At 61.0% G+C, this 18,211-nt stretch carries 16 protein-coding genes, 3 tRNA genes and 1 riboswitch; of the genes, 13 read left to right on the top strand and 6 right to left on the bottom strand.

What is annotated here, in order from left to right:
• Window positions 1-124: 124 nt before the first annotated feature.
• Window positions 125-1,369, bottom strand: a complete 1,245-nt coding sequence (locus tag ATY77_RS14800; RefSeq protein WP_088687916.1) for a cytochrome P450 — start codon at window positions 1,367-1,369, stop codon at window positions 125-127.
• Between the two features lie 147 nt (window positions 1,370-1,516).
• Window positions 1,517-2,770 carry a GGDEF domain-containing protein gene (locus ATY77_RS14795; protein ID WP_088687915.1) on the bottom strand — a complete coding sequence of 418 codons (1,254 nt, stop codon included), beginning with the start codon at window positions 2,768-2,770 and terminating at the stop codon, window positions 1,517-1,519.
• 399 nt (window positions 2,771-3,169) lie between these two features.
• Here ATY77_RS14795 and clpP point away from each other — a divergent pair, with 399 nt between their 5' ends.
• From clpP to ATY77_RS14765, 6 genes are all read left to right on the top strand, one after another.
• Window positions 3,170-3,799, top strand: a complete 630-nt coding sequence (gene clpP, locus ATY77_RS14790; protein ID WP_003573944.1) for an ATP-dependent Clp endopeptidase proteolytic subunit ClpP — start codon at window positions 3,170-3,172, stop codon at window positions 3,797-3,799.
• A 302-nt stretch (window positions 3,800-4,101) separates the two neighbouring features.
• Complete coding sequence (gene clpX, locus ATY77_RS14785) at window positions 4,102-5,379, top strand: ATP-dependent Clp protease ATP-binding subunit ClpX (RefSeq protein ID WP_004680013.1); 1,278 nt, start codon at window positions 4,102-4,104, stop codon at window positions 5,377-5,379.
• Between the two features lie 404 nt (window positions 5,380-5,783).
• A complete protein-coding gene (gene lon, locus ATY77_RS14780; protein ID WP_088687914.1) occupies window positions 5,784-8,201 on the top strand; it encodes an endopeptidase La in 2,418 nt (805 codons plus the stop codon).
• A 206-nt stretch (window positions 8,202-8,407) separates the two neighbouring features.
• The gene (gene hupB / locus ATY77_RS14775; protein WP_003558438.1) at window positions 8,408-8,683 is read left to right on the top strand and encodes a DNA-binding protein HupB; all 276 of its coding nucleotides are present in this window, start codon (window positions 8,408-8,410) and stop codon (window positions 8,681-8,683) included.
• 117 nt (window positions 8,684-8,800) lie between these two features.
• Window positions 8,801-8,953: riboswitch (FMN riboswitch) on the top strand.
• A 90-nt stretch (window positions 8,954-9,043) separates the two neighbouring features.
• Window positions 9,044-9,949 carry a DMT family transporter gene (locus ATY77_RS14770; RefSeq protein WP_088688230.1) on the top strand — a complete coding sequence of 302 codons (906 nt, stop codon included), beginning with the start codon at window positions 9,044-9,046 and terminating at the stop codon, window positions 9,947-9,949.
• Window positions 9,950-10,018: 69 nt separating this feature from the next.
• Window positions 10,019-12,229 (top strand): esterase-like activity of phytase family protein, encoded by a 2,211-nt coding sequence (locus ATY77_RS14765; protein ID WP_190237634.1) that lies wholly within the window; start codon window positions 10,019-10,021, stop codon window positions 12,227-12,229.
• 184 nt (window positions 12,230-12,413) lie between these two features.
• Here ATY77_RS14765 and ATY77_RS14760 read toward each other — a convergent pair whose 3' ends face one another.
• Entirely contained in the window at window positions 12,414-13,400 is a 987-nt protein-coding gene (locus tag ATY77_RS14760; RefSeq protein ID WP_088687913.1) for an aldo/keto reductase, read from the bottom strand.
• Window positions 13,401-13,547: 147 nt separating this feature from the next.
• Here ATY77_RS14760 and ATY77_RS14755 point away from each other — a divergent pair, with 147 nt between their 5' ends.
• Window positions 13,548-13,949, top strand: coding sequence for a cupin domain-containing protein (locus ATY77_RS14755; protein WP_088687912.1), 402 nt, complete (start codon window positions 13,548-13,550; stop codon window positions 13,947-13,949).
• Window positions 13,950-13,953: 4 nt separating this feature from the next.
• Here the strand turns inward: ATY77_RS14755 and ATY77_RS14750 are convergent, their stop codons facing one another.
• A complete protein-coding gene (locus ATY77_RS14750; RefSeq protein ID WP_088687911.1) occupies window positions 13,954-14,559 on the bottom strand; it encodes a class I SAM-dependent methyltransferase in 606 nt (201 codons plus the stop codon).
• 165 nt (window positions 14,560-14,724) lie between these two features.
• Between ATY77_RS14750 and ATY77_RS14745 the strand changes: the two genes are divergently transcribed.
• Window positions 14,725-15,084: a hypothetical protein gene (locus tag ATY77_RS14745; protein WP_088687910.1), complete on the top strand. Its 360-nt coding sequence runs from the start codon at window positions 14,725-14,727 to the stop codon at window positions 15,082-15,084.
• Between the two features lie 132 nt (window positions 15,085-15,216).
• Window positions 15,217-15,765: a glutathione peroxidase gene (locus ATY77_RS14740; protein WP_088688228.1), complete on the top strand. Its 549-nt coding sequence runs from the start codon at window positions 15,217-15,219 to the stop codon at window positions 15,763-15,765.
• 59 nt (window positions 15,766-15,824) lie between these two features.
• Here the strand turns inward: ATY77_RS14740 and ATY77_RS14735 are convergent, their stop codons facing one another.
• Together ATY77_RS14735 and ATY77_RS14730 are read right to left on the bottom strand one after the other, a co-directional pair.
• A complete protein-coding gene (locus ATY77_RS14735) occupies window positions 15,825-16,037 on the bottom strand; it encodes a hypothetical protein (protein WP_088687909.1) in 213 nt (70 codons plus the stop codon).
• Between the two features lie 284 nt (window positions 16,038-16,321).
• Window positions 16,322-16,397, bottom strand: a tRNA-Val gene (locus tag ATY77_RS14730).
• A 413-nt stretch (window positions 16,398-16,810) separates the two neighbouring features.
• On the opposite strand from ATY77_RS14730, the gene ATY77_RS14725 reads away from it, so the two are divergent.
• The 4 genes from ATY77_RS14725 to ATY77_RS14710 all read left to right on the top strand — a co-directional run bounded on the left by ATY77_RS14725 (window position 16,811) and on the right by ATY77_RS14710 (window position 18,202).
• Window positions 16,811-16,887 (top strand) — tRNA-Asp (locus ATY77_RS14725).
• Window positions 16,888-16,937: 50 nt separating this feature from the next.
• Window positions 16,938-17,014, top strand: a tRNA-Asp gene (locus ATY77_RS14720).
• A 247-nt stretch (window positions 17,015-17,261) separates the two neighbouring features.
• Window positions 17,262-17,627 (top strand): NADH-quinone oxidoreductase subunit A, encoded by a 366-nt coding sequence (locus tag ATY77_RS14715; protein ID WP_008521906.1) that lies wholly within the window; start codon window positions 17,262-17,264, stop codon window positions 17,625-17,627.
• Entirely contained in the window at window positions 17,618-18,202 is a 585-nt protein-coding gene (locus tag ATY77_RS14710; protein ID WP_008521904.1) for an NADH-quinone oxidoreductase subunit B, read from the top strand. The genes ATY77_RS14715 and ATY77_RS14710 overlap by 10 nt, the downstream gene beginning before the upstream one ends.
• Window positions 18,203-18,211: the final 9 nt, after the last annotated feature.

Below are 18,211 nucleotides of genomic sequence, written 5' to 3'. Positions count from 1 at the left end.
GCGGCGGCACGCTGCGCGAGGCTGCCGGACACGAGAGCATGTCGCCGGAACGCGACGTTTTCATGCACGGCTGCGGCAATCGTGATTACATCACCGGCCGTTACGGCTGATATGCGAGGTTCGATCACCACCGCAGATCCAGGCGGTCCAGCCCGTGGAAATGGTAGACGTCCTTGACCACGGGCGTCTTTGCCAGCCTGAGGCCGGGAAGCCGCTCGAACAGGATCGGCAGCACGACGTTGAGTTCCAGCCGCGCCAGCGGCGCGCCGATGCAGAAATGAATGCCGGCACCGAAGGAGAGGTTTGCCGCTTCGTTGCGGTCGGGCCGGAAGGCGAGGGGATCGGTGAATTTCGCCGGATCGAGATTGGCGGCTGCGAGGATGAGGCTGACCTTGTCGCCGCGCTTGAAGGAGACGCCGTCGATTTCCGTAGGCTCGAGCGCCCAGCGCTGGAAGATGTGGACCGGGGCGCAGATGCGCAGCGTTTCCTCGACGGTGCGCTCCGTCGTCGCCTCGTCCCGGAAGAGTATCGCCGGATCTGAACCGCTGTCGAGGATAATGCGCACGGAATTGCCGATCTGGTGCACGGTCGCCTCGTGCCCGGCATTGAGCAGCACGATCGTCGTCGAGATCAGCTCCTCTTCGGTCAGATACTGGCCCTTGTGCTCGGTATGGATCATGTGGGTCAGCAGGTCGTCGCGCGGTTCGGCGCGCCGTTCGGCGATCACGGTCCTGACATAGTCAGAAAATTCCTTCGCCGCCCGTTCGGCATTGTCCTCCTGCTCGCGCGTCCGGCCGAACATGTACATGCGGACATAGGCATGCGACCAGGCGAGCAGCTGCGGCCCCATCTCCTCGGGAATGCCGATCATGCGGGCGATCATCGTCACCGGGATGATGTCGGCGAAGGCTGCGAGCAGCTCGACCTCGCGCTGGTCCGCAAAGCCGTCGATCAGCCGGTTGGCAAGCTCGGCAAGCTCCGGCTTCATTTTCTCGACATGGCGGGAGACGAAGGCGCGGTTGACCAGCGTGCGCAGCCGCGTGTGCTCCGGCGGTTCTAGTTCGAGCAGGGAATAGCGTTCCGAGAGATCGAAATTGGCAAGATGAGGGCTCGGCTCGGCAAGGCCGATCTCCTCGCGGCTGGCGATATGCAGGATCTGCCGGCCGAAGCGGCGGTCGCGCAGCAGACCGTTCACATGGTCGTAGCCAGTGAAGAACCACTGCTTCTGCTCCTTCCAATAAAAGGTCGGGCAATGGGCGTGAAGCGCCGCATAGACGGCATTCGGATTGCCGTAAAAGGCCGGATTGCGGGCATCCAGCGAGACATGGCGGCTGGCGGGATCGATCGAGAGGAAGGGCGGTATCGTCATGCGCTGAGGCTTAGCGGATTTGCCGGGCCTCGAAAAGATGCTGGCGAAGAACCGGTCCCGGCGGCTGCGCGCCTCGCAGGGCGCACCAGTCACTTTAAAACCTGTGCCTAACCCCGGGAATCGACTCCGGTTTTCGGGATTATCAGGCTAGCCGGCACGCGACAGCGTGCTCATGCGCCGCAGGGCCTCTACCTGGTCGTCCACCGTCGGCACCAGCTCGCCGGCGGTGCTGCTCGGCGTGGCCGGTACCGGGGCTGCGGCTTCCGCTTCGCCGAACGTGACCGTGCAGTTGCGGCCGGCCGCTTTCGCTGCATAGAGCGCCCGGTCGGAGGCCGAAATAAGCTTGTCGATATTGGCTTCGATCGAGGAGGCGAGCGCGATGCCGATGCTGACGGTGACCGGAACGATCGCCTCGCCGGTGCTGACGGGAAGGCGGCAGAATTCGGTGCGGATCGCTTCGGCGATCGCTTCGGCTTCCGTCTGGTCCGTAACCGCTGCGAAGGCTGCGAACTCCTCACCGCCCATGCGGCCGAAGATGTTGTTCGGAATATACTGGCGGGCCATGCGCGCAAAGGCGGTGAGCACGGCGTCGCCCGACTGATGGCCGAAGCGGTCGTTGACGCGCTTGAAATGGTCGAGGTCGAAAAGCAGCACCGCGACCTGGCGCTGCTCGTCATGGGCTCTTTCCTGAATGGCGTCGAAATAGCCGAGCAGGCCGCGGCGGTTGAGCACGCCGGTCAGCGCATCGGTCAGGCTCAGCGCGCGCAGGTGCCGTTCGGAGCGCTCCATGATCAGCCGGCAGGTCAGCGCGAAGGCGATGGTGAGCAGGAAGGCGCTGGCCATCGCCGAGGCGCCGCCAAGATTGGTGGCGTCGATCTCGCTCGGCAGCGTCAGCGCCATCGTCAGCGCCGAGCCGAAGCACAGGCAGCCCTGGATGACGAAGACGCCCATCAGCTTGACGCGGGTGCGCTCGCGGCGCATGTCGCCGGCGGCGACTGCCATGGCAAGCGCCGTGGCGCCCGTCGCCGAAGCGAGGTTGTAGAGGACAACGCGGTTGGAATAGTCGTCGTTGACCCAGGGCAGGAAGATCCCCGCCAGCCAGATTACCGGCGGCAGCAACGCCCACCATTCGATCTTCTTGCGGTCGAGCGCGAGGAAACCCGCCACCCAGGCGCTCTGCCCGAGAAGCGCGATGGCATTGCCCGCCTCTATCGAAAGCACGCTGGGGATTTGACCGCGCAACGCGACCATCGCGAAGCCCATTCCCGTCAGAAGGAAGCCGAAGCCCCAATAGAGATAGGCCTCGTTCTTGACGTTGTGGCGCCATGCGACGAACAACACCAAAGCGAGCGTCATGGCCTCCGCACACCAGATGGCGAGACCTGTAGCAATATTGAACACGGCAGCAACCCCTCGTCTGTCGGCCCTTGTCTGTCAGGCTGCATCCTTGCCGAGGAAGATCGCTACTTCCTTAATGCCGCTGCACTGCGACATGGTTTTGCGCCGATATCTGCCGGTAGGCTTTCCGTGGGGTAAACGTGTGTGAGCACTGTCGAATGGAGTAAGCTTTTCTTCATCCTGTCATGGAGAAAAGCCGGGGGAGACGGCGCCTGGGGCTCGCCGTCATCAGGGGTTTGGGAGAAAGAGGCTGCCAGAGCCGAAGCTTAGCCGCCTTGCCCCGCCTTCTTAACGTTATCCTCATGCGTGTCTTGAAGAGAAGGGCAGGGACACTCTATGTAGGGATAAGACATTTTCTTTGATTCCCGGCGCCGGCCGGCGAGACGTTGACAAAGGACGCACATGAGAAACCCAGTCGATACCGCAATGGCCCTCGTGCCGATGGTCGTTGAACAGACCAACCGCGGTGAACGCTCCTACGACATCTATTCCCGCCTGTTGAAGGAACGCATCATCTTCCTGACGGGCGCCGTCGAGGACCATATGGCGACGCTCGTCTGCGCCCAGCTTCTCTTCCTCGAGGCGGAAAACCCGAAGAAGGAAATCGCGCTCTACATCAATTCGCCCGGCGGCGTCGTCACCGCAGGCATGGCGATCTACGACACGATGCAGTTCATCAAGCCGGCGGTTTCGACGCTCTGCATCGGTCAGGCGGCCTCCATGGGCTCGCTGCTGCTGGCGGCCGGCCATAAGGATATGCGCTTCGCCACGCCGAATTCCCGCATCATGGTGCACCAGCCCTCCGGCGGCTTCCAGGGCCAGGCCTCGGACATCGAGCGCCACGCCCGCGACATCCTCAAGATGAAGCGCCGCCTCAACGAGGTCTATGTCAAGCACACCGGCCGCACCTATGAGGAAGTTGAAAAGACGCTCGATCGTGACCATTTCATGGATGCGGATGAGGCCCAGGGCTGGGGCGTGATCGACAAGGTTCTGACGTCGCGCCTCGAGATGGAAGGCGAGCAGGCCTAGTAATTAATTGGGATGGTGTTTTTGCCGCCACAGTTCTATCTCATTTGTGATCGAACAAGGCTTTCATCAGGCGACGAAGACGCTAATAGTAACTATTAATGCTATGTTGAATTTTTATGACATAGCATTTGGCATTCGAAGGGGAATTCGTTGCCGCCGGGACCCGCACATGATTGACTGGGACCGGTTCGTACCCCCTGAAGCCCTTCTCGGCAAAGGCTCCGGCAACGGAGCGCCGCCAGGAGCTGATAGAGTGGACCGCGATTTCGCCTTGAAATGCGGCGTGCTGGAAGGAAAGTGATATGAGCAAGGTCAGCGGCAGCAACGGCGGCGACAGCAAGAACACCCTCTATTGTTCGTTCTGCGGAAAGAGCCAGCACGAAGTCCGGAAACTGATTGCCGGACCGACCGTCTTCATCTGCGATGAATGCGTCGAATTGTGCATGGACATCATCCGCGAGGAGAACAAGTCCTCGATGGTCAAGTCCCGCGACGGTGTTCCGACGCCCCAGGACATCATCAAGGTCCTCGACGAATACGTCATCGGCCAGCGGCAGGCGAAGAAGATCCTGTCGGTCGCCGTTCACAATCACTACAAGCGCCTCGCGCACGCCTCCAAGAACGGCGAAGTCGAGTTGGCCAAATCGAACATCATGCTCGTCGGCCCGACCGGCTGCGGCAAGACCTATCTCGCCCAGACGCTGGCCCGCATCATCGACGTTCCCTTCACCATGGCCGATGCGACGACATTGACGGAAGCCGGTTATGTCGGCGAGGATGTGGAAAACATCATCCTGAAGCTCCTGCAGGCAGCCGACTACAATGTCGAGCGTGCGCAGCGCGGCATCGTCTACATCGACGAAGTCGACAAGATCTCGCGCAAGTCCGACAATCCGTCGATCACCCGCGATGTCTCGGGCGAGGGCGTGCAGCAGGCGCTGTTGAAGATCATGGAAGGCACGGTCGCTTCCGTTCCGCCGCAAGGCGGCCGCAAGCATCCGCAGCAGGAATTCCTGCAGGTCGACACGACGAACATCCTGTTCATCTGCGGCGGCGCTTTCGCCGGCCTCGACAAGATCATCTCCGCCCGCGGCGAGAAGACCTCGATCGGCTTCGGCGCCACCGTCAAGGCCCAGGACGACCGCCGCGTCGGCGAAGTGCTGCGCGAACTGGAGCCGGAAGACTTGGTCAAGTTCGGCCTCATCCCCGAATTCATCGGCCGTCTGCCGGTTCTGGCGACGCTCGAGGACCTCGATGAGGATGCGCTGATCCAGATCCTGTCCGAGCCGAAGAACGCGCTGATCAAGCAGTATCAGCGCCTGTTCGAGATGGAAGACGTGGAACTGACTTTCCACGAGGACGCGCTTCGCGAGATCGCCCGCAAGGCGATCGTGCGCAAGACCGGCGCCCGTGGCCTTCGTTCGATCATGGAGAAGATCCTGCTCGATACGATGTTCGAACTGCCGACGCTGGAAGGCGTGCGCGAGGTCGTCATTTCGGAGGAAGTCGTGCGCGGTTCGGCCCGTCCGCTCTACATCTATGCCGATCGTCAGGAAGAAAAAGCCAACGCATCCGCGTAGTCTTGTGGTTTTCGCACCATTATTTTGAGGGGCTTGCCTTAGGCAGGCCCCTTTCTATTTGAAAAACCATGCGAGGCACTGTTAGTATTTTACCGGTGGGAACCGGAATTGCCTTTGCCGATGTTGCGCAAGGGGCGGTGCTTGGCAAAGATGCAGCGATTCCGTGAGCCATTGCTGGCGTTTGTATTTTAGCCGGGTCGGAAGTGGTAAGCGCCGGTCCAGCCACGCGTTTCATAGTGTTGGCGTTCCGTTGTAATAAAGCTGTCACATCCGGGGAACGCGGGCGTTAGCGTGGCTTGAAAAGCGTAGTCAGAACCTCCACTTGTAGTGCCAAGTGAGAGTGCCGGCCGGTCCCAAGCGGCCGTGCAGAGAGCCCGGCAACGGGACGATGGAAAGGACATAAAATGACGAAGAAAACGTCTGTAGCGAGCAGCACCGCATATCCTGTTCTGCCCTTGCGCGACATCGTGGTTTTCCCGCATATGATCGTGCCGCTGTTCGTCGGACGGGAAAAGTCGATCCGTGCGCTCGAAGAGGTCATGGGATCTGACAAGCAGATCATGCTGGTCACGCAGATCAACGCCAGCGACGACGATCCGGATCCTTCCGCGATCCACAATGTCGGCACCGTGGCGAACGTATTGCAGCTGCTCAAGCTGCCTGACGGCACCGTGAAGGTTCTGGTCGAAGGCCGCGCCCGCGCCGAAATCGACGCCTATACCAGCCGCGAGGATTTCTACGAGGCGCTCGGCCATGTGCTCGAGGAGCCGCATGACGATCCGGTCGAACTGGAAGCCCTGTCGCGCTCGGTCGTTTCCGAATTCGAGAGCTATGTGAAGCTCAACAAGAAGATTTCGCCCGAAGTGGTCGGCGCCGCCAGCCAGATCGACGACTATTCCAAGCTCGCCGATACGGTCGCCTCGCATCTGTCGATCAAGATCACCGAAAAGCAGGAGATGCTGGAGACCACCAGCGTCAAGGCCCGCCTGGAAAAGGCTCTTGGCTTCATGGAAGGCGAGATTTCGGTCCTGCAGGTCGAAAAGCGCATCCGCTCGCGCGTCAAGCGCCAGATGGAGAAGACCCAGCGCGAATACTACCTGAATGAGCAGATGAAGGCGATCCAGAAGGAACTCGGCGACGGCGAAGAAGGCCGTGACGAGATGAGCGAACTGGAGGAGCGCATCTCCAAGACCAAGCTGTCCAAGGAGGCCCGTGAAAAGGCGGATGCGGAGCTGAAGAAGCTACGCCAGATGAGCCCGATGTCGGCCGAAGCCACCGTCGTGCGCAACTATCTGGACTGGCTGCTCGGCATCCCGTGGGGCAAGAAGTCGAAGATCAAGGCCGATCTCAACAATGCCGAGAAGATCCTCGAAGCCGATCACTTCGGTCTCGACAAGGTCAAGGAACGCATCGTCGAATATCTCGCCGTGCAGGCCCGCGCCACCAAGATCAAAGGCCCGATCCTGTGCCTCGTCGGCCCTCCCGGCGTCGGCAAGACCTCGCTCGCCCAGTCGATCGCCAAGGCGACCGGCCGTGAGTATGTCCGCATGGCGCTCGGCGGCGTTCGCGACGAAGCCGAAATCCGCGGTCACCGCCGTACCTATATCGGCTCGATGCCCGGCAAGGTCATCCAGTCGATGAAGAAGGCGAAGAAGTCCAACCCGCTCTTCCTGCTCGACGAAATCGACAAGATGGGCATGGATTTCCGCGGCGACCCGTCTTCGGCGCTGCTCGAAGTGCTCGACCCCGCGCAGAACTCGACCTTCATGGACCATTACCTGGAAGTCGAATACGACCTGTCGGACGTGATGTTCATCACGACGGCGAATACGCTGAACATTCCGGCACCCTTGATGGACCGCATGGAAATCATCCGTATCGCCGGCTACACCGAGGATGAAAAGCGCGAGATCGCCAAGCGGCACCTGCTGCCGAAGGCCATCAAGGAGCACGCGTTGCAGCCCGAGGAATTCTCGGTCAGCGACGATGCTCTGATGGCGATCAGCCAGCAGTATACCCGTGAGGCCGGTGTGCGCAGCTTCGAACGCGAATTGATGAAGCTCGCCCGCAAGGCGGTTACCGAGATCATCAAGGGCAAGACGAAGTCCGTTCATGTGACGGCCGCCAACATCGCCGATTACCTGGGCGTCCCGCGCTTCCGCCATGGCGAAGCCGAAGGCGAGGATCAGGTCGGCGTCGTCACCGGTCTTGCCTGGACGGAAGTCGGCGGCGAGCTGCTGACCATCGAAGGCGTGATGATGCCGGGCAAGGGCCGCATGACGGTCACCGGCAATCTGAAGGACGTGATGAAGGAATCGATCTCGGCGGCGGCCTCCTATGTCCGCTCGCGCGCCGTCGATTTCGGCATCGAGCCGCCGATGTTCGAAAAGAACGACATCCACGTGCATGTGCCGGAAGGCGCGACGCCGAAGGATGGCCCCTCGGCCGGTGTCGCCATGGCGACCGCCATCGTTTCGATCATGACCGGCATCCCGGTGAACAAGCATGTGGCCATGACCGGTGAGATCACCCTTCGCGGCCGTGTGCTGCCGATCGGCGGTCTCAAGGAAAAGCTGCTCGCAGCGCTTCGCGGCGGCATCAAGAAGGTGCTGATTCCGGAGGAAAACGCCAAGGACCTGGCGGAGATTCCGGACAACGTGAAGAACAGCATGGAGATCATCCCGGTATCTCGCATGGGCGAGGTGATCAAGCATGCGCTGATCCGGCGGCCGGAGCCGATCGAGTGGGACGGCACGGTGGAAACGCCTGTCATCACGTCGGTCGAAGGTCTCGACGATACGGGCGCGACCATAGCGCATTGAGTGGCATTTGCCACATTTGTGCCCAATTCGCGCAAAAGACGAGAAAAGGCTGGCGGAAACGCCAGCCTTTTTTGTGAAAACGTCATGGAGACGCTTGCTTTTCCTTGATTTGCAGGGCTTTTGGGTTTCCGGCGGGCCTGATGAAACCTATTCTGCGCCTAGCTTACATTTGAGTCGTTTCATACCATTTAGAAAGGGGTGGAAACATGAACAAGAATGAACTCGTGTCCGCAGTGGCCGAAAAGGCAGGACTGACGAAGTCTGACGCGGCTTCCGCTGTTGACGCGGTTTTCGACGTTGTCCAGGCCGAACTCAAGAACAAGGGCGATATCCGCCTCGCTGGTTTCGGCAGCTTCACCGTTTCTCATCGCGCTGCAACGAAGGGCCGCAATCCGTCGACCGGCGCTGAAGTCGACATTCCGGCCCGCAACGTGCCGAAGTTCACGCCCGGCAAGGGCCTGAAGGACGCCGTCAACGGCTGATTTGATCGTCCGCCGGCCGTAAACGAGAACGGCTGAGCAGGATTTCGAGGGGTTCGGCATTGCCGAACCCCTTTTGTTTTGCCGCTTGCCGCATGCAGCGCTTTGTTCTACCAACAATGCTGTTCTCAGGGCGGGGTGAAAGTCCCCACCGGCGGTAAGGGCTGCGGCCTGAGCCCGCGAGCGCCTTCCAAAGCCTTGGCCGGGGAGGGGTCAGCAGATCCGGTGCGATTCCGGAGCCGACGGTCACAGTCCGGATGAAAGAGAATGAGCATGGCCGCGTGCGGGCAGGGGACTGCCGGCCTGCGTGCCATCGCCTCATGCGTCCTGATTTATGTTTGGTTCCTATTTTGGATGGAAGACATGAATCAGAATTCCCTTGCAATCCCGCGTTCCCGCGCCTTTGCCGGCGCAGCATTCATGGTGCTTGGAGGCGTGGCCTTCTCGCTCCTCAATGTCGTCACTCAATGGCTGACCGTGAAGCTCGCCTTTCCGCCAGCCTCCGCAGCCTTCTGGCAATATGCCTTCGCCTTCCTTTTCTCTTTGCCCTTCCTGCGCAAGGTCGGTCTCTCGGCCATGCGAACGGACTATCCATGGCGGCATGTCATACGCGTTATCTTTGCCGCGCTCGGCGTCGAGGCCTGGATTTTGGGTCTCGCCTCGGTGCCGATCTGGCAGGCGATCGCGCTCGTCATGACCTCGCCTTTCTTCATCATCCTCGGCGCCCGCCTGTTCCTTAGCGAGCGCGTCGGCGCAGCCCGCTGGGCGGCGACGGGTGTGGGCTTTGCCGGCGCGATGATCATCCTTCAACCATGGTCGGACAACTTCACCTGGGCGGCACTGCTGCCTATTCTCTCGGCACTGCTCTGGGGTGCCTCGTCTCTCATCACCAAGAGCCTGACCGGCATCGAGAAGCCGGAGACGATCACCGTCTGGCTGCTGGTGCTGCTGACACCGATCAACGGCGGCCTGGCGCTTGCCGCGGACTTTGCGGTGCCGACGGGCATGACACTTGCGCTCTTCCTCCTGGCGGGCCTCCTGACGGTCGTGGCGCAATATCTGCTGACCCTTGCCTATGCCAGCGCCGATGCTGCCTATGTGCAGCCGTTCGACGACCTGAAGCTGCCACTGAACGTGCTCGCCGGCTGGCTGTTCTTCGGCTATGCGCCGGCCGGCTATCTTTGGCTGGGCGCTGCGCTCATCCTTTCCGCATCGCTCTTCATCATGCGAAGCGAGATGCGGCGGGAAAGGCAAGCGGCCTCCTTGTGAAATGTCGCGGACTGTCATGTCTCTGTCATGGCAGTCCCGCAGAAAACCCATGTTTCGACTATTCGACACATGGGGGATTTCATGACGATTTCATCGTGCCAGGCAGCGCTTGCTGCCGTGCTTCTCGCATCCGTTGCCTTTCCGGCCGCCGCCGAGCCGGTTTTCAACCGCATCGCCTCCTTCCCGGTCGCCCAGAACCTGCCTGACGACAAGGACAAGCTTTCGCCGACCTCCGCCGAAATCATCACCGCGACCGACGATGGCAACACGCTGATCTACAGCGACAGCCCGCTCGGCGCGATCGGCTTCATCGACATCACCGACGCCAAGGCTCCGAAATCAGGCGGCGCTCTGATGATGGACGGCGAGCCGACGTCGGTCACGTCGAGCGCCGGCAAGGCGCTCGTTGCCGTCAACACCTCCGACAGCAAGGCCAAGCCTTCGGGCCGTCTGGCGATCGTCGACGTGGCTATGAAGAAGATCGAGAACAGCTGCGATCTCGGCGGCCAGCCGGATTCGATCGCCCTCAACAAGAACAAGACGCTCGGCGCCATCGCGATCGAGAACGAGCGCGATGAAGACGTCAATGACGGCAAGATCCCGCAGATGCCGGCAGGCGATCTCGTCGTCTTCCAGGTCAAGAACGGCACCGTCGATTGCGGCACCATCAGGCATGTGGCGCTGACCGGGCTTGCCGGCGTTGCCCCGGAAGATCCGGAACCCGAGTTTGTCGCCTTCAACGGCCTGAATGAAATTGCCCTGACGCTGCAGGAAAACAACGAGATCGTCATCATCGACGCCAATACCGCTCAGGTGAAGACGCACTTTACCGCCGGCAGCGTCGATCTCTCCGGCATCGACACCAAGCGCGACGGCGCCCTGAAATTCTCGGGCGAATCGAAGGGCGTGCTGCGCGAGCCGGACGCCGTGAAGTGGCTGGACGACAGCCGCCTCGTCGTGGCCAATGAAGGCGATTACCAGGGTGGGTCGCGCGGCTTCACCATCTTCGACAAGACGGGCAAGGTTCTTTACGAATCGGGCGCCTCCTTCGAACGCGCCGTCGCCCATATCGGCCACTATCCGGAAAGCCGTTCGGGATCAAAGGGCGTGGAGCCGGAAGGCCTGGAAGCCGCAAAGTTCGGCGACGAGCAATATTTCTTCCTGCTTGCCGAGCGCGCCTCGATCGTCGGCGTCTTCAAGGACACCGGGGCCGATCCCGAGCTCATTCAGCTGCTGCCGTCCGGCATCTCGCCGGAAGGCGCGGTCGCCATTCCCCAGCGCAATCTCTTTGCCACCGCCAACGAAGTCGACCTCGGAAAGGATGGCGGCGCGCGCTCGCATGTGATGATCTATGAGCGTTCGGAAGGCGAAAAGGCCTATCCGCAGATCGTCTCGGCCGAAAAGGACGGCAACCCGATCGGCTTCGCCGCCCTTTCTGGCCTTGCCGCCGTTCCGGGCAAGCCGGGCATGCTTTATGCCGTCAGCGACAGCGTTCTCGGCTCGCAGCCAACGATCTACACGATTGACGCGAGCAAGAAGCCGGCCGTCATCACCGACGCGCTGGTCGTCAAGCGTGATGGTGCTCCGGCCCAGAAGCTCGACATCGAAGGCATCGCCGCTGCCGCCGACGGCTCCTTCTGGCTCGCCTCGGAGGGCTACAGCGAACGTCTCGTCCCGCACGCCCTCTACAATGTCAATGCCAAGGGCGACATCAAGGCCGAGATTGCCCTGCCGAAAGAGCTTGCCGCCAACGAAATCCGTTTTGGCTTCGAAGGCGTGACCATTATCGGTACCGGCGACGATACCACGCTGTGGATGGCCGTTCAGCGCGAGTGGGGCGACGACGAGAAGGGCTTCGTCAAGCTCGTCTCCTACAATCCGAAGAAGAAGGAATGGGGCGCGGTGCGCTATCAGCTCGACAAGACGGAAAGCGGTTGGGTCGGCCTCTCCGAGATTTCTGCCCACGGCGATAGCGTCTACATCATCGAGCGCGACAATCTCGTCGGCGACGCGGCCAAGCTGAAGAAGCTCTACAAGGTCGCGATTTCGGAGCTGAAGCCCGCCAAGCTCGGCGGCGAACTGCCGGTCGTCAAGAAGACCGAAGCCCACGACTTCCTCGGCGAACTCAAGACCGCGACCAACGGCTATGTCCTCGACAAGCTCGAAGGCTTCACCTTCGACGCATCGGGCAAGCCCTACGCGGTCACCGACAATGACGGCGTCAGCGACTCCTCCGGCGAGACGCTGTTCTTCCCTGTTGATTTGACCGCGACGAACTGAAAGCTGCCCCTCACCCTAGCCCTCTCTCCGTAAAAACGGGGAGAGGGGACGTGCCCTGTGAGACATGAGCGGGAATGGAGAGGTCGCGGCTTGGTCCCTTCGCCCCGTTTACGGGGAGAAGGTGCCGGCAGCCGGATGAGGGGGTCTCACGCTGCCGCAGCCCTCACAAAGAAGTAGCTCCAGCCTACCAGCGCTGATGCACATGCGGTGCGATCAGCCGTGCGTAGATCTCCCGCGTTGCCGCCATGACATCGGCTGCGAGCGGCGCGAGGTCGGCAGCGGCCGCATTGGCCTTGGCCTGCTCGGCGTTGCGGGCGCCGGGGATGACGACGGTGACGGCTTCGGCCATCAGGATCCAGCGCAGCGCGAAGGCGGCCATGGTGGCGCCGGCGGGCACCAGCTTGCGCACTTCCTCGACCGCCTGCAGGCCGACCTCGAAGGGTACGCCCGCGAAGGTCTCGCCGACGTCGAAGGCTTCGCCATGGCGGTTGAAGTTGCGGTGGTCGTCGCTGGCAAAGTGTGTATCTCGGGTAATCTTGCCGGAGAGAAGGCCGCTTGCGAGCGGCACGCGGGCAATGATCGCGACGTTCCTGCGGCGCGCCTCGGCGAAGAACAGGTGGTCAGGGCGCTGGCGGAAGATGTTGTAGATGATCTGGATGCTGACCACGCCCGGATATTCGATCGCCTTCAGCCCGTCCTCGACCTTTTCGACGCTGACGCCGTAACCCTTGATCTTTCCGGCCTTCTGCAATTCGTCCAGGCCTGCGAAGACCTCGGGCTGGTAAAACACTTCGCGCGGCGGGCAGTGAAGCTGTACGAGGTCGAGGCTTTCGACGGAAAGGTTCTTGAGGCTGCGGTCGATGAAGCCTTCGAGATTGGCCTTGCTATAGCCTTCTGCGACATGTGGATTGAGGCGGCGGCCCGCCTTGGTGGCGACCATCGGACGCGCGCCGCCGCGTGTCTTCAAAACATCGGCGATGATCTTTTCCGAGCGGCCGTCGCCATAAACGTCAGCCGTATCGATGAAGGTCATGCCGGCATCGAGCGCGGCATTCAGGGCCGCGCGGCCGTCCGCTTCGCTGATATCGCCCCAGGAGCCGCCGATCTGCCAAGCGCCGAAGCCGACATTGGTGACCGTGAACGGCATGCGGCCGAAAGCATGGTGTTTCATGGAAAAAATCCTCCGTAGGTCATGAAAGACTTTGGCGTATCAGGCAGGCGACTCTGCGGCAATCGCCGATCCGGCCTTGATCGGCCGCGGTGATGAAATATCGTTGGGTCCAGATGCTTCAACCGCAATGGATGAAAAGGAACTGTCATGGAGATTAAACCCATGGGCTCGCGCCCCTCTGTCAAGCCGTCGCCTGATTATTTCACCGGCGCGGTTCGCCAGGATCCGCTGATGGAGGCGCCGGCGCCGGCCCGGGTGAGGGCAACATCCGTCACCTTTGAGCCCGGCGCCCGCACCGCCTGGCACACCCATCCGCTCGGCCAGACGCTGATCGTCACATCAGGCAGGGGCCTTGCCCAGAGCTGGGGCGGAGAAATCCAGGAGATTCGCGCCGGCGACACGATCTGGTTCGCGCCGGGCGAAAAACACTGGCACGGCGCCGGCCCTGATACGGCGATGACGCACATCGCCATTCAGGAGGCGCTGGATGGCAGCGTTGCCGACTGGATGGAGCAGGTCAGCGACGAGCAATATGCCGGCAGGGGATGAGCTCTTAGAGCCGCTTCAGGCAATAGGAAAAATGCGCGTGTGATTCGACCGTCAGAAACTCGAATTGCCAGCCGTAATCCTTGCAGAATTTGGTGACTGCTTCGACGACGCCATAGACGATCGGCTTCACCGTATTGCCGGTACAGAAATCATGCCCGGCAATGCGCCCCGTCCGCTTCACCTTCTTTTCGCAGAGCAGAAGCTCCTGCCAGGTGAGCTCGAAGGAATGGTCGGTATCGATATAGGCCCAGTCGAGGAAATCGTCCTCGAATTCGGCAAGCTTTTCGAGCGATGTTCCCTGCATCAGACGCAGCCGGCCGGCCTCGATCTCGGCCGCGAACTGCGTGTGGATCGAATCGAGGCCGGAGCTGTAGCGGTCCATCGACCACGGATCGATGAGATAGAGCTGCGCCGGGCGATTCTTTTCCAGGATCTCAGCCGTATATTCGCCGAAGGCAGCTCCCACCTCGACGCCGATGCCGCCGTTCGGGATCCGATAGAGCAGTTCGCCGCGATCCGGCAGCAGCCGGGCGTTTTCCATATGATGGGCGCTGAGCGGCGTGCGCGGCATGCTCGCCCGGAGCGCCTGCCTTTCTTCACGTGTTTTCATCTCTGATCTCGGGATTGCGGGCGGCTGGCGGCCCTGATGGAGTTCGAGAGGAAAGTAGGAGCAGCCGATGCTGATGACAACCGCATGACGGGAATTTGCTTCTTTCGCGCAAACCGCTAAGTTTCATCTGTGGACTGACGAAAGAGCCTCGGGAGGAGCGACTTCATGAGACGCATGTGGCCTGAAGAATTCAACGCCATCATCAGCGGAGCCGAAGAGGTGGTGCTGGAATTGCCCGCCGAGGCCGGCGAGGCGCCATTGCATCGCAACGCGCTGAAGGCGCGTATCACCATGGAGGATTACGAACGAATCTGGCCGCTCGCCGAGATGCGCTTCCGGTTGGGCGACGAAAATTTCGCCGGCAAGGCCATCACGCTGATCACCACCAATCCTCATTACCATGCCTGGCATCCGAAGGACGGCGGCAGCGTCGACGCCGTGTCGGAGAGCGGCCGCCACTACAAGACCGACTACATCGTCGTGCACTTCCTGTTCGACGATGTGAGGGAAACGTCTCCCGCCTGATGGCTTTTCGGAGCCGGTGCGGCCGGAAGCTGCACCGGCTCTGTCCTGAAGCCCGATTGGCCCCGGCGCTGGTGACAACGGCGGCGAGATCGCTAAGCTCGGCGAAAATAATCTTTTGAAATGGAGGCTCCCGTGACGGGCAACGTGCTGGATATCCCTGTGAAGACGGTGGATGGCCGTGAGACCAAGCTTGACGAATACAAGGGCAGGGTGCTCCTGATCGTCAACGTTGCCTCGAAATGCGGGCTGACGCCGCAATATGAAGGGCTCGAAAAGCTCTATGGAGAAAAGCGCGAGCGCGGCTTCGTGATCGCTGCCTTCCCCGCCAACGATTTCAAAGGCCAGGAGCCGGGCACCGACGCCGAGATCCTCGACTTCTGCACCAGCACCTACGACGTCACCTTCCCGATTTTCTCGAAGATCTCGGTCAAGGGTGAGGCCCAGCATCCGCTTTACCGGCAACTGACCAAATCAGGCGTGCCGACGACAGGCGACGGCCCGATGCGCGAACGCCTGAAATCCCACGGCATTTCAGACGGGGATAAGGACGACATCCTCTGGAACTTCGAAAAATTCCTGATCGGCCGTGACGGCCAGGTGGCGGCCCGCTTCGCGCCTGATGTGACGGCCGATGATTCGCGGCTGGTTTCCGCCGTGGACAAGGAATTGGCGAAGGGGTGAAGCCCTTCAGGCTGCCAGGCATAACCGGGCTGCGATGATGTGCGAGCCGGGCTCGCTCATCAGATCCCAAGCACGGTCACGAGAGGAGGCGTAAAATCCTTGAAGCCCAGGCTCGGCCAGTCGCACCTTCTGTCGAATTTGGTCTTTGGTTCGCGGCGCTGACAATTCGGATTCGTCTTGAATGCATAGCCGGGCAGGGTGACGTAAGTGGCGTTTGGCGCGCCAACGGCAATCGCGATGCACAACGTCAATGCGGAGTAGAGAGTTCTCATGGCACCCCTCCAGGCGTGAGAAGCCTTCAAGCGCGGAAACTTTCCGGGCGACGGATAGTCTCACTTTGGCCGGCCCCCATCCATTCGCCCAATAGGAGGTGCCGGGCGACCGGAAGTAGTCCGTTCTGGTGGACGCTTATTCCAGACGGCGCGCCGCATTTGGTATTGGGGGTGGCGCCTTGCGCGCGTCGATCCGGATGTATCAGTCGACCATCCGGAATTCCGGATATGGTGACGAGGTAGCCGCGATACCGCCGAGGTATTTGTCATTGAAAGGGAAAAAATGGTGGGCGATGAGAGACTCGAACTCCCGACATCCTCGGTGTAAACGAGGCGCTCTACCAACTGAGCTAATCGCCCATCGCTAGCGAAGCCGCATCGGCCTGCCGCGTTGGTGGCCGTGATCTATGCGGATCGCGGCAAAACCGCAAGAGTGTTTGTGAAGATTTTTTGATTTTTTTGGTGGCGGTCTTGCTCCTTGCCCTGCCCGTTGGGTGCGGCCGGCTGTGGATAAAGGGGAGGGGAAGGCGATCCGCATATGCATTTTGCCGATGCGTGCGGCTTCGGTCATGCTTCAGCACGGCTGCGGACTTTGGAATCGCCCGTTTTTCAATCTCCATCCGGGGCTTTGACGAAACAATTCAACGACTGTCATGGTTTTGTCTCCAAACCTGCTTGACACTAAAAGACGAACCCCGTAGTTAGCCGCTCATCGAAACGGGCAGCCGTTTTGGTGAGGGTGCGAAGGCATCCGGATTGCTTGAAAATGAAGTGCGGGTGTAGCTCAGTCGGTTAGAGTGCCGGCCTGTCACGCCGGAGGTCGCGGGTTCGAGCCCCGTCACTCGCGCCATTTCCAAGCCGGCGACATCCGCCGCCATCCGGTTCTTCCGTCTGTTATGCGCGGGTGTAGCTCAGTCGGTTAGAGTGCCGGCCTGTCACGCCGGAGGTCGCGGGTTCGAGCCCCGTCACTCGCGCCATTCTCTTCCGAAAGCCATGCAGTTTCCAGGGGTCAGGCATGCAGCTTGAATCAGCTTCTGCGGATTTGTCGCGACATCGTTGCATCTGCTTGATAATGTCCGCGCGCGACGCGTCGAATTGCCTCTGTAAAAGTCTTGCGCCGGGGCTTCGGCTGCGCTAACCACGGCTTGTTGCAACGCACGTTCGCTTGCCGGGCAATTGCCCAAATGCGCCGTCTGGCGCCTCCGGCAAGCAAGGATGAACATGATGACTGAACTGCTCAGTTCCTATATTCCGATCGCTATCTTCATTGGTATCGCGCTTGTCATCGGCCTGGCTCTGCTCATTGCGCCGTTCGCCGTGGCTTTCAAAGCGCCCGATTCGGAAAAGCTCTCGGCTTACGAATGCGGCTTCAATGCTTTCGACGACGCTCGCATGAAGTTCGACATCCGCTTTTATCTCGTGTCGATCCTCTTCATCATCTTCGACCTCGAAGTCGCCTTCCTCTTCCCCTGGGCCGTTTCCTTCGGCGCCATCGGCTGGTTCGGCTTCTGGTCCATGATGGTCTTCCTCCTGGTGCTGACCATCGGCTTTATCTATGAATGGAAGAAGGGAGCCCTGGAATGGGAGTGACCCCTGTGAGCAATCAGCCGCTCGTCGCCCAGCAGCCGAAGGGGATCATCGATCCCTCAACCGGCAAGCCGATCGGCAGCAACGACGCCTTCTTCGGCGAGATCAACAACGAGCTCGCCGACAAGGGTTTTCTCGTTACCTCGACCGACGAACTGATCAACTGGGCCCGTACCGGCTCGCTGATGTGGATGACCTTCGGCCTTGCCTGCTGCGCCGTCGAGATGATGCAGCTGTCGATGCCGCGCTACGACGTCGAGCGCTTTGGTTTTGCGCCGCGCGCTTCGCCGCGCCAGTCCGACGTCATGATCGTCGCCGGCACGCTGACCAACAAGATGGCGCCCGCTCTGCGCAAGGTCTATGACCAGATGCCTGAGCCGCGCTACGTCATCTCGATGGGCTCCTGCGCCAATGGCGGCGGTTATTATCATTATTCCTATTCGGTGGTGCGCGGCTGCGACCGCGTGGTGCCGATCGATATCTACGTGCCGGGCTGTCCCCCCACGGCGGAGGCGCTGCTTTATGGCGTGCTTCTGCTGCAGAAGAAGATCCGGCGCACCGGCACGATCGAACGCTAAGGGTTAAGG

The sequence above is a fragment of the Rhizobium sp. R634 genome (assembly GCF_002211305.1).
Lineage (GTDB): Bacteria > Pseudomonadota > Alphaproteobacteria > Rhizobiales > Rhizobiaceae > Rhizobium.
This window is presented reverse-complemented; position numbering and strand designations above follow the sequence as displayed.

Excerpts from the sequence above, each read along its gene's own strand:
- ATY77_RS14800 (WP_088687916.1), bottom strand. The coding sequence starts at position 1,369 with ATGACGATACCGCCCTTCCTCTCGATCGATCCCGCCAGCCGCCATGTC.
- clpP (WP_003573944.1), top strand. The coding sequence starts at position 3,170 with ATGAGAAACCCAGTCGATACCGCAATGGCCCTCGTGCCGATGGTCGTT.
- clpX (WP_004680013.1), top strand. The coding sequence starts at position 4,102 with ATGAGCAAGGTCAGCGGCAGCAACGGCGGCGACAGCAAGAACACCCTC.
- lon (WP_088687914.1), top strand. The coding sequence starts at position 5,784 with ATGACGAAGAAAACGTCTGTAGCGAGCAGCACCGCATATCCTGTTCTG.
- hupB (WP_003558438.1), top strand. The coding sequence starts at position 8,408 with ATGAACAAGAATGAACTCGTGTCCGCAGTGGCCGAAAAGGCAGGACTG.
- ATY77_RS14770 (WP_088688230.1), top strand. The coding sequence starts at position 9,044 with ATGAATCAGAATTCCCTTGCAATCCCGCGTTCCCGCGCCTTTGCCGGC.
- ATY77_RS14765 (WP_190237634.1), top strand. The coding sequence starts at position 10,019 with ATGGGGGATTTCATGACGATTTCATCGTGCCAGGCAGCGCTTGCTGCC.
- ATY77_RS14760 (WP_088687913.1), bottom strand. The coding sequence starts at position 13,400 with ATGAAACACCATGCTTTCGGCCGCATGCCGTTCACGGTCACCAATGTC.
- ATY77_RS14755 (WP_088687912.1), top strand. The coding sequence starts at position 13,548 with ATGGAGATTAAACCCATGGGCTCGCGCCCCTCTGTCAAGCCGTCGCCT.
- ATY77_RS14750 (WP_088687911.1), bottom strand. The coding sequence starts at position 14,559 with ATGAAAACACGTGAAGAAAGGCAGGCGCTCCGGGCGAGCATGCCGCGC.
- ATY77_RS14745 (WP_088687910.1), top strand. The coding sequence starts at position 14,725 with ATGAGACGCATGTGGCCTGAAGAATTCAACGCCATCATCAGCGGAGCC.
- ATY77_RS14735 (WP_088687909.1), bottom strand. The coding sequence starts at position 16,037 with ATGAGAACTCTCTACTCCGCATTGACGTTGTGCATCGCGATTGCCGTT.
- ATY77_RS14715 (WP_008521906.1), top strand. The coding sequence starts at position 17,262 with ATGACTGAACTGCTCAGTTCCTATATTCCGATCGCTATCTTCATTGGT.
- ATY77_RS14710 (WP_008521904.1), top strand. The coding sequence starts at position 17,618 with ATGGGAGTGACCCCTGTGAGCAATCAGCCGCTCGTCGCCCAGCAGCCG.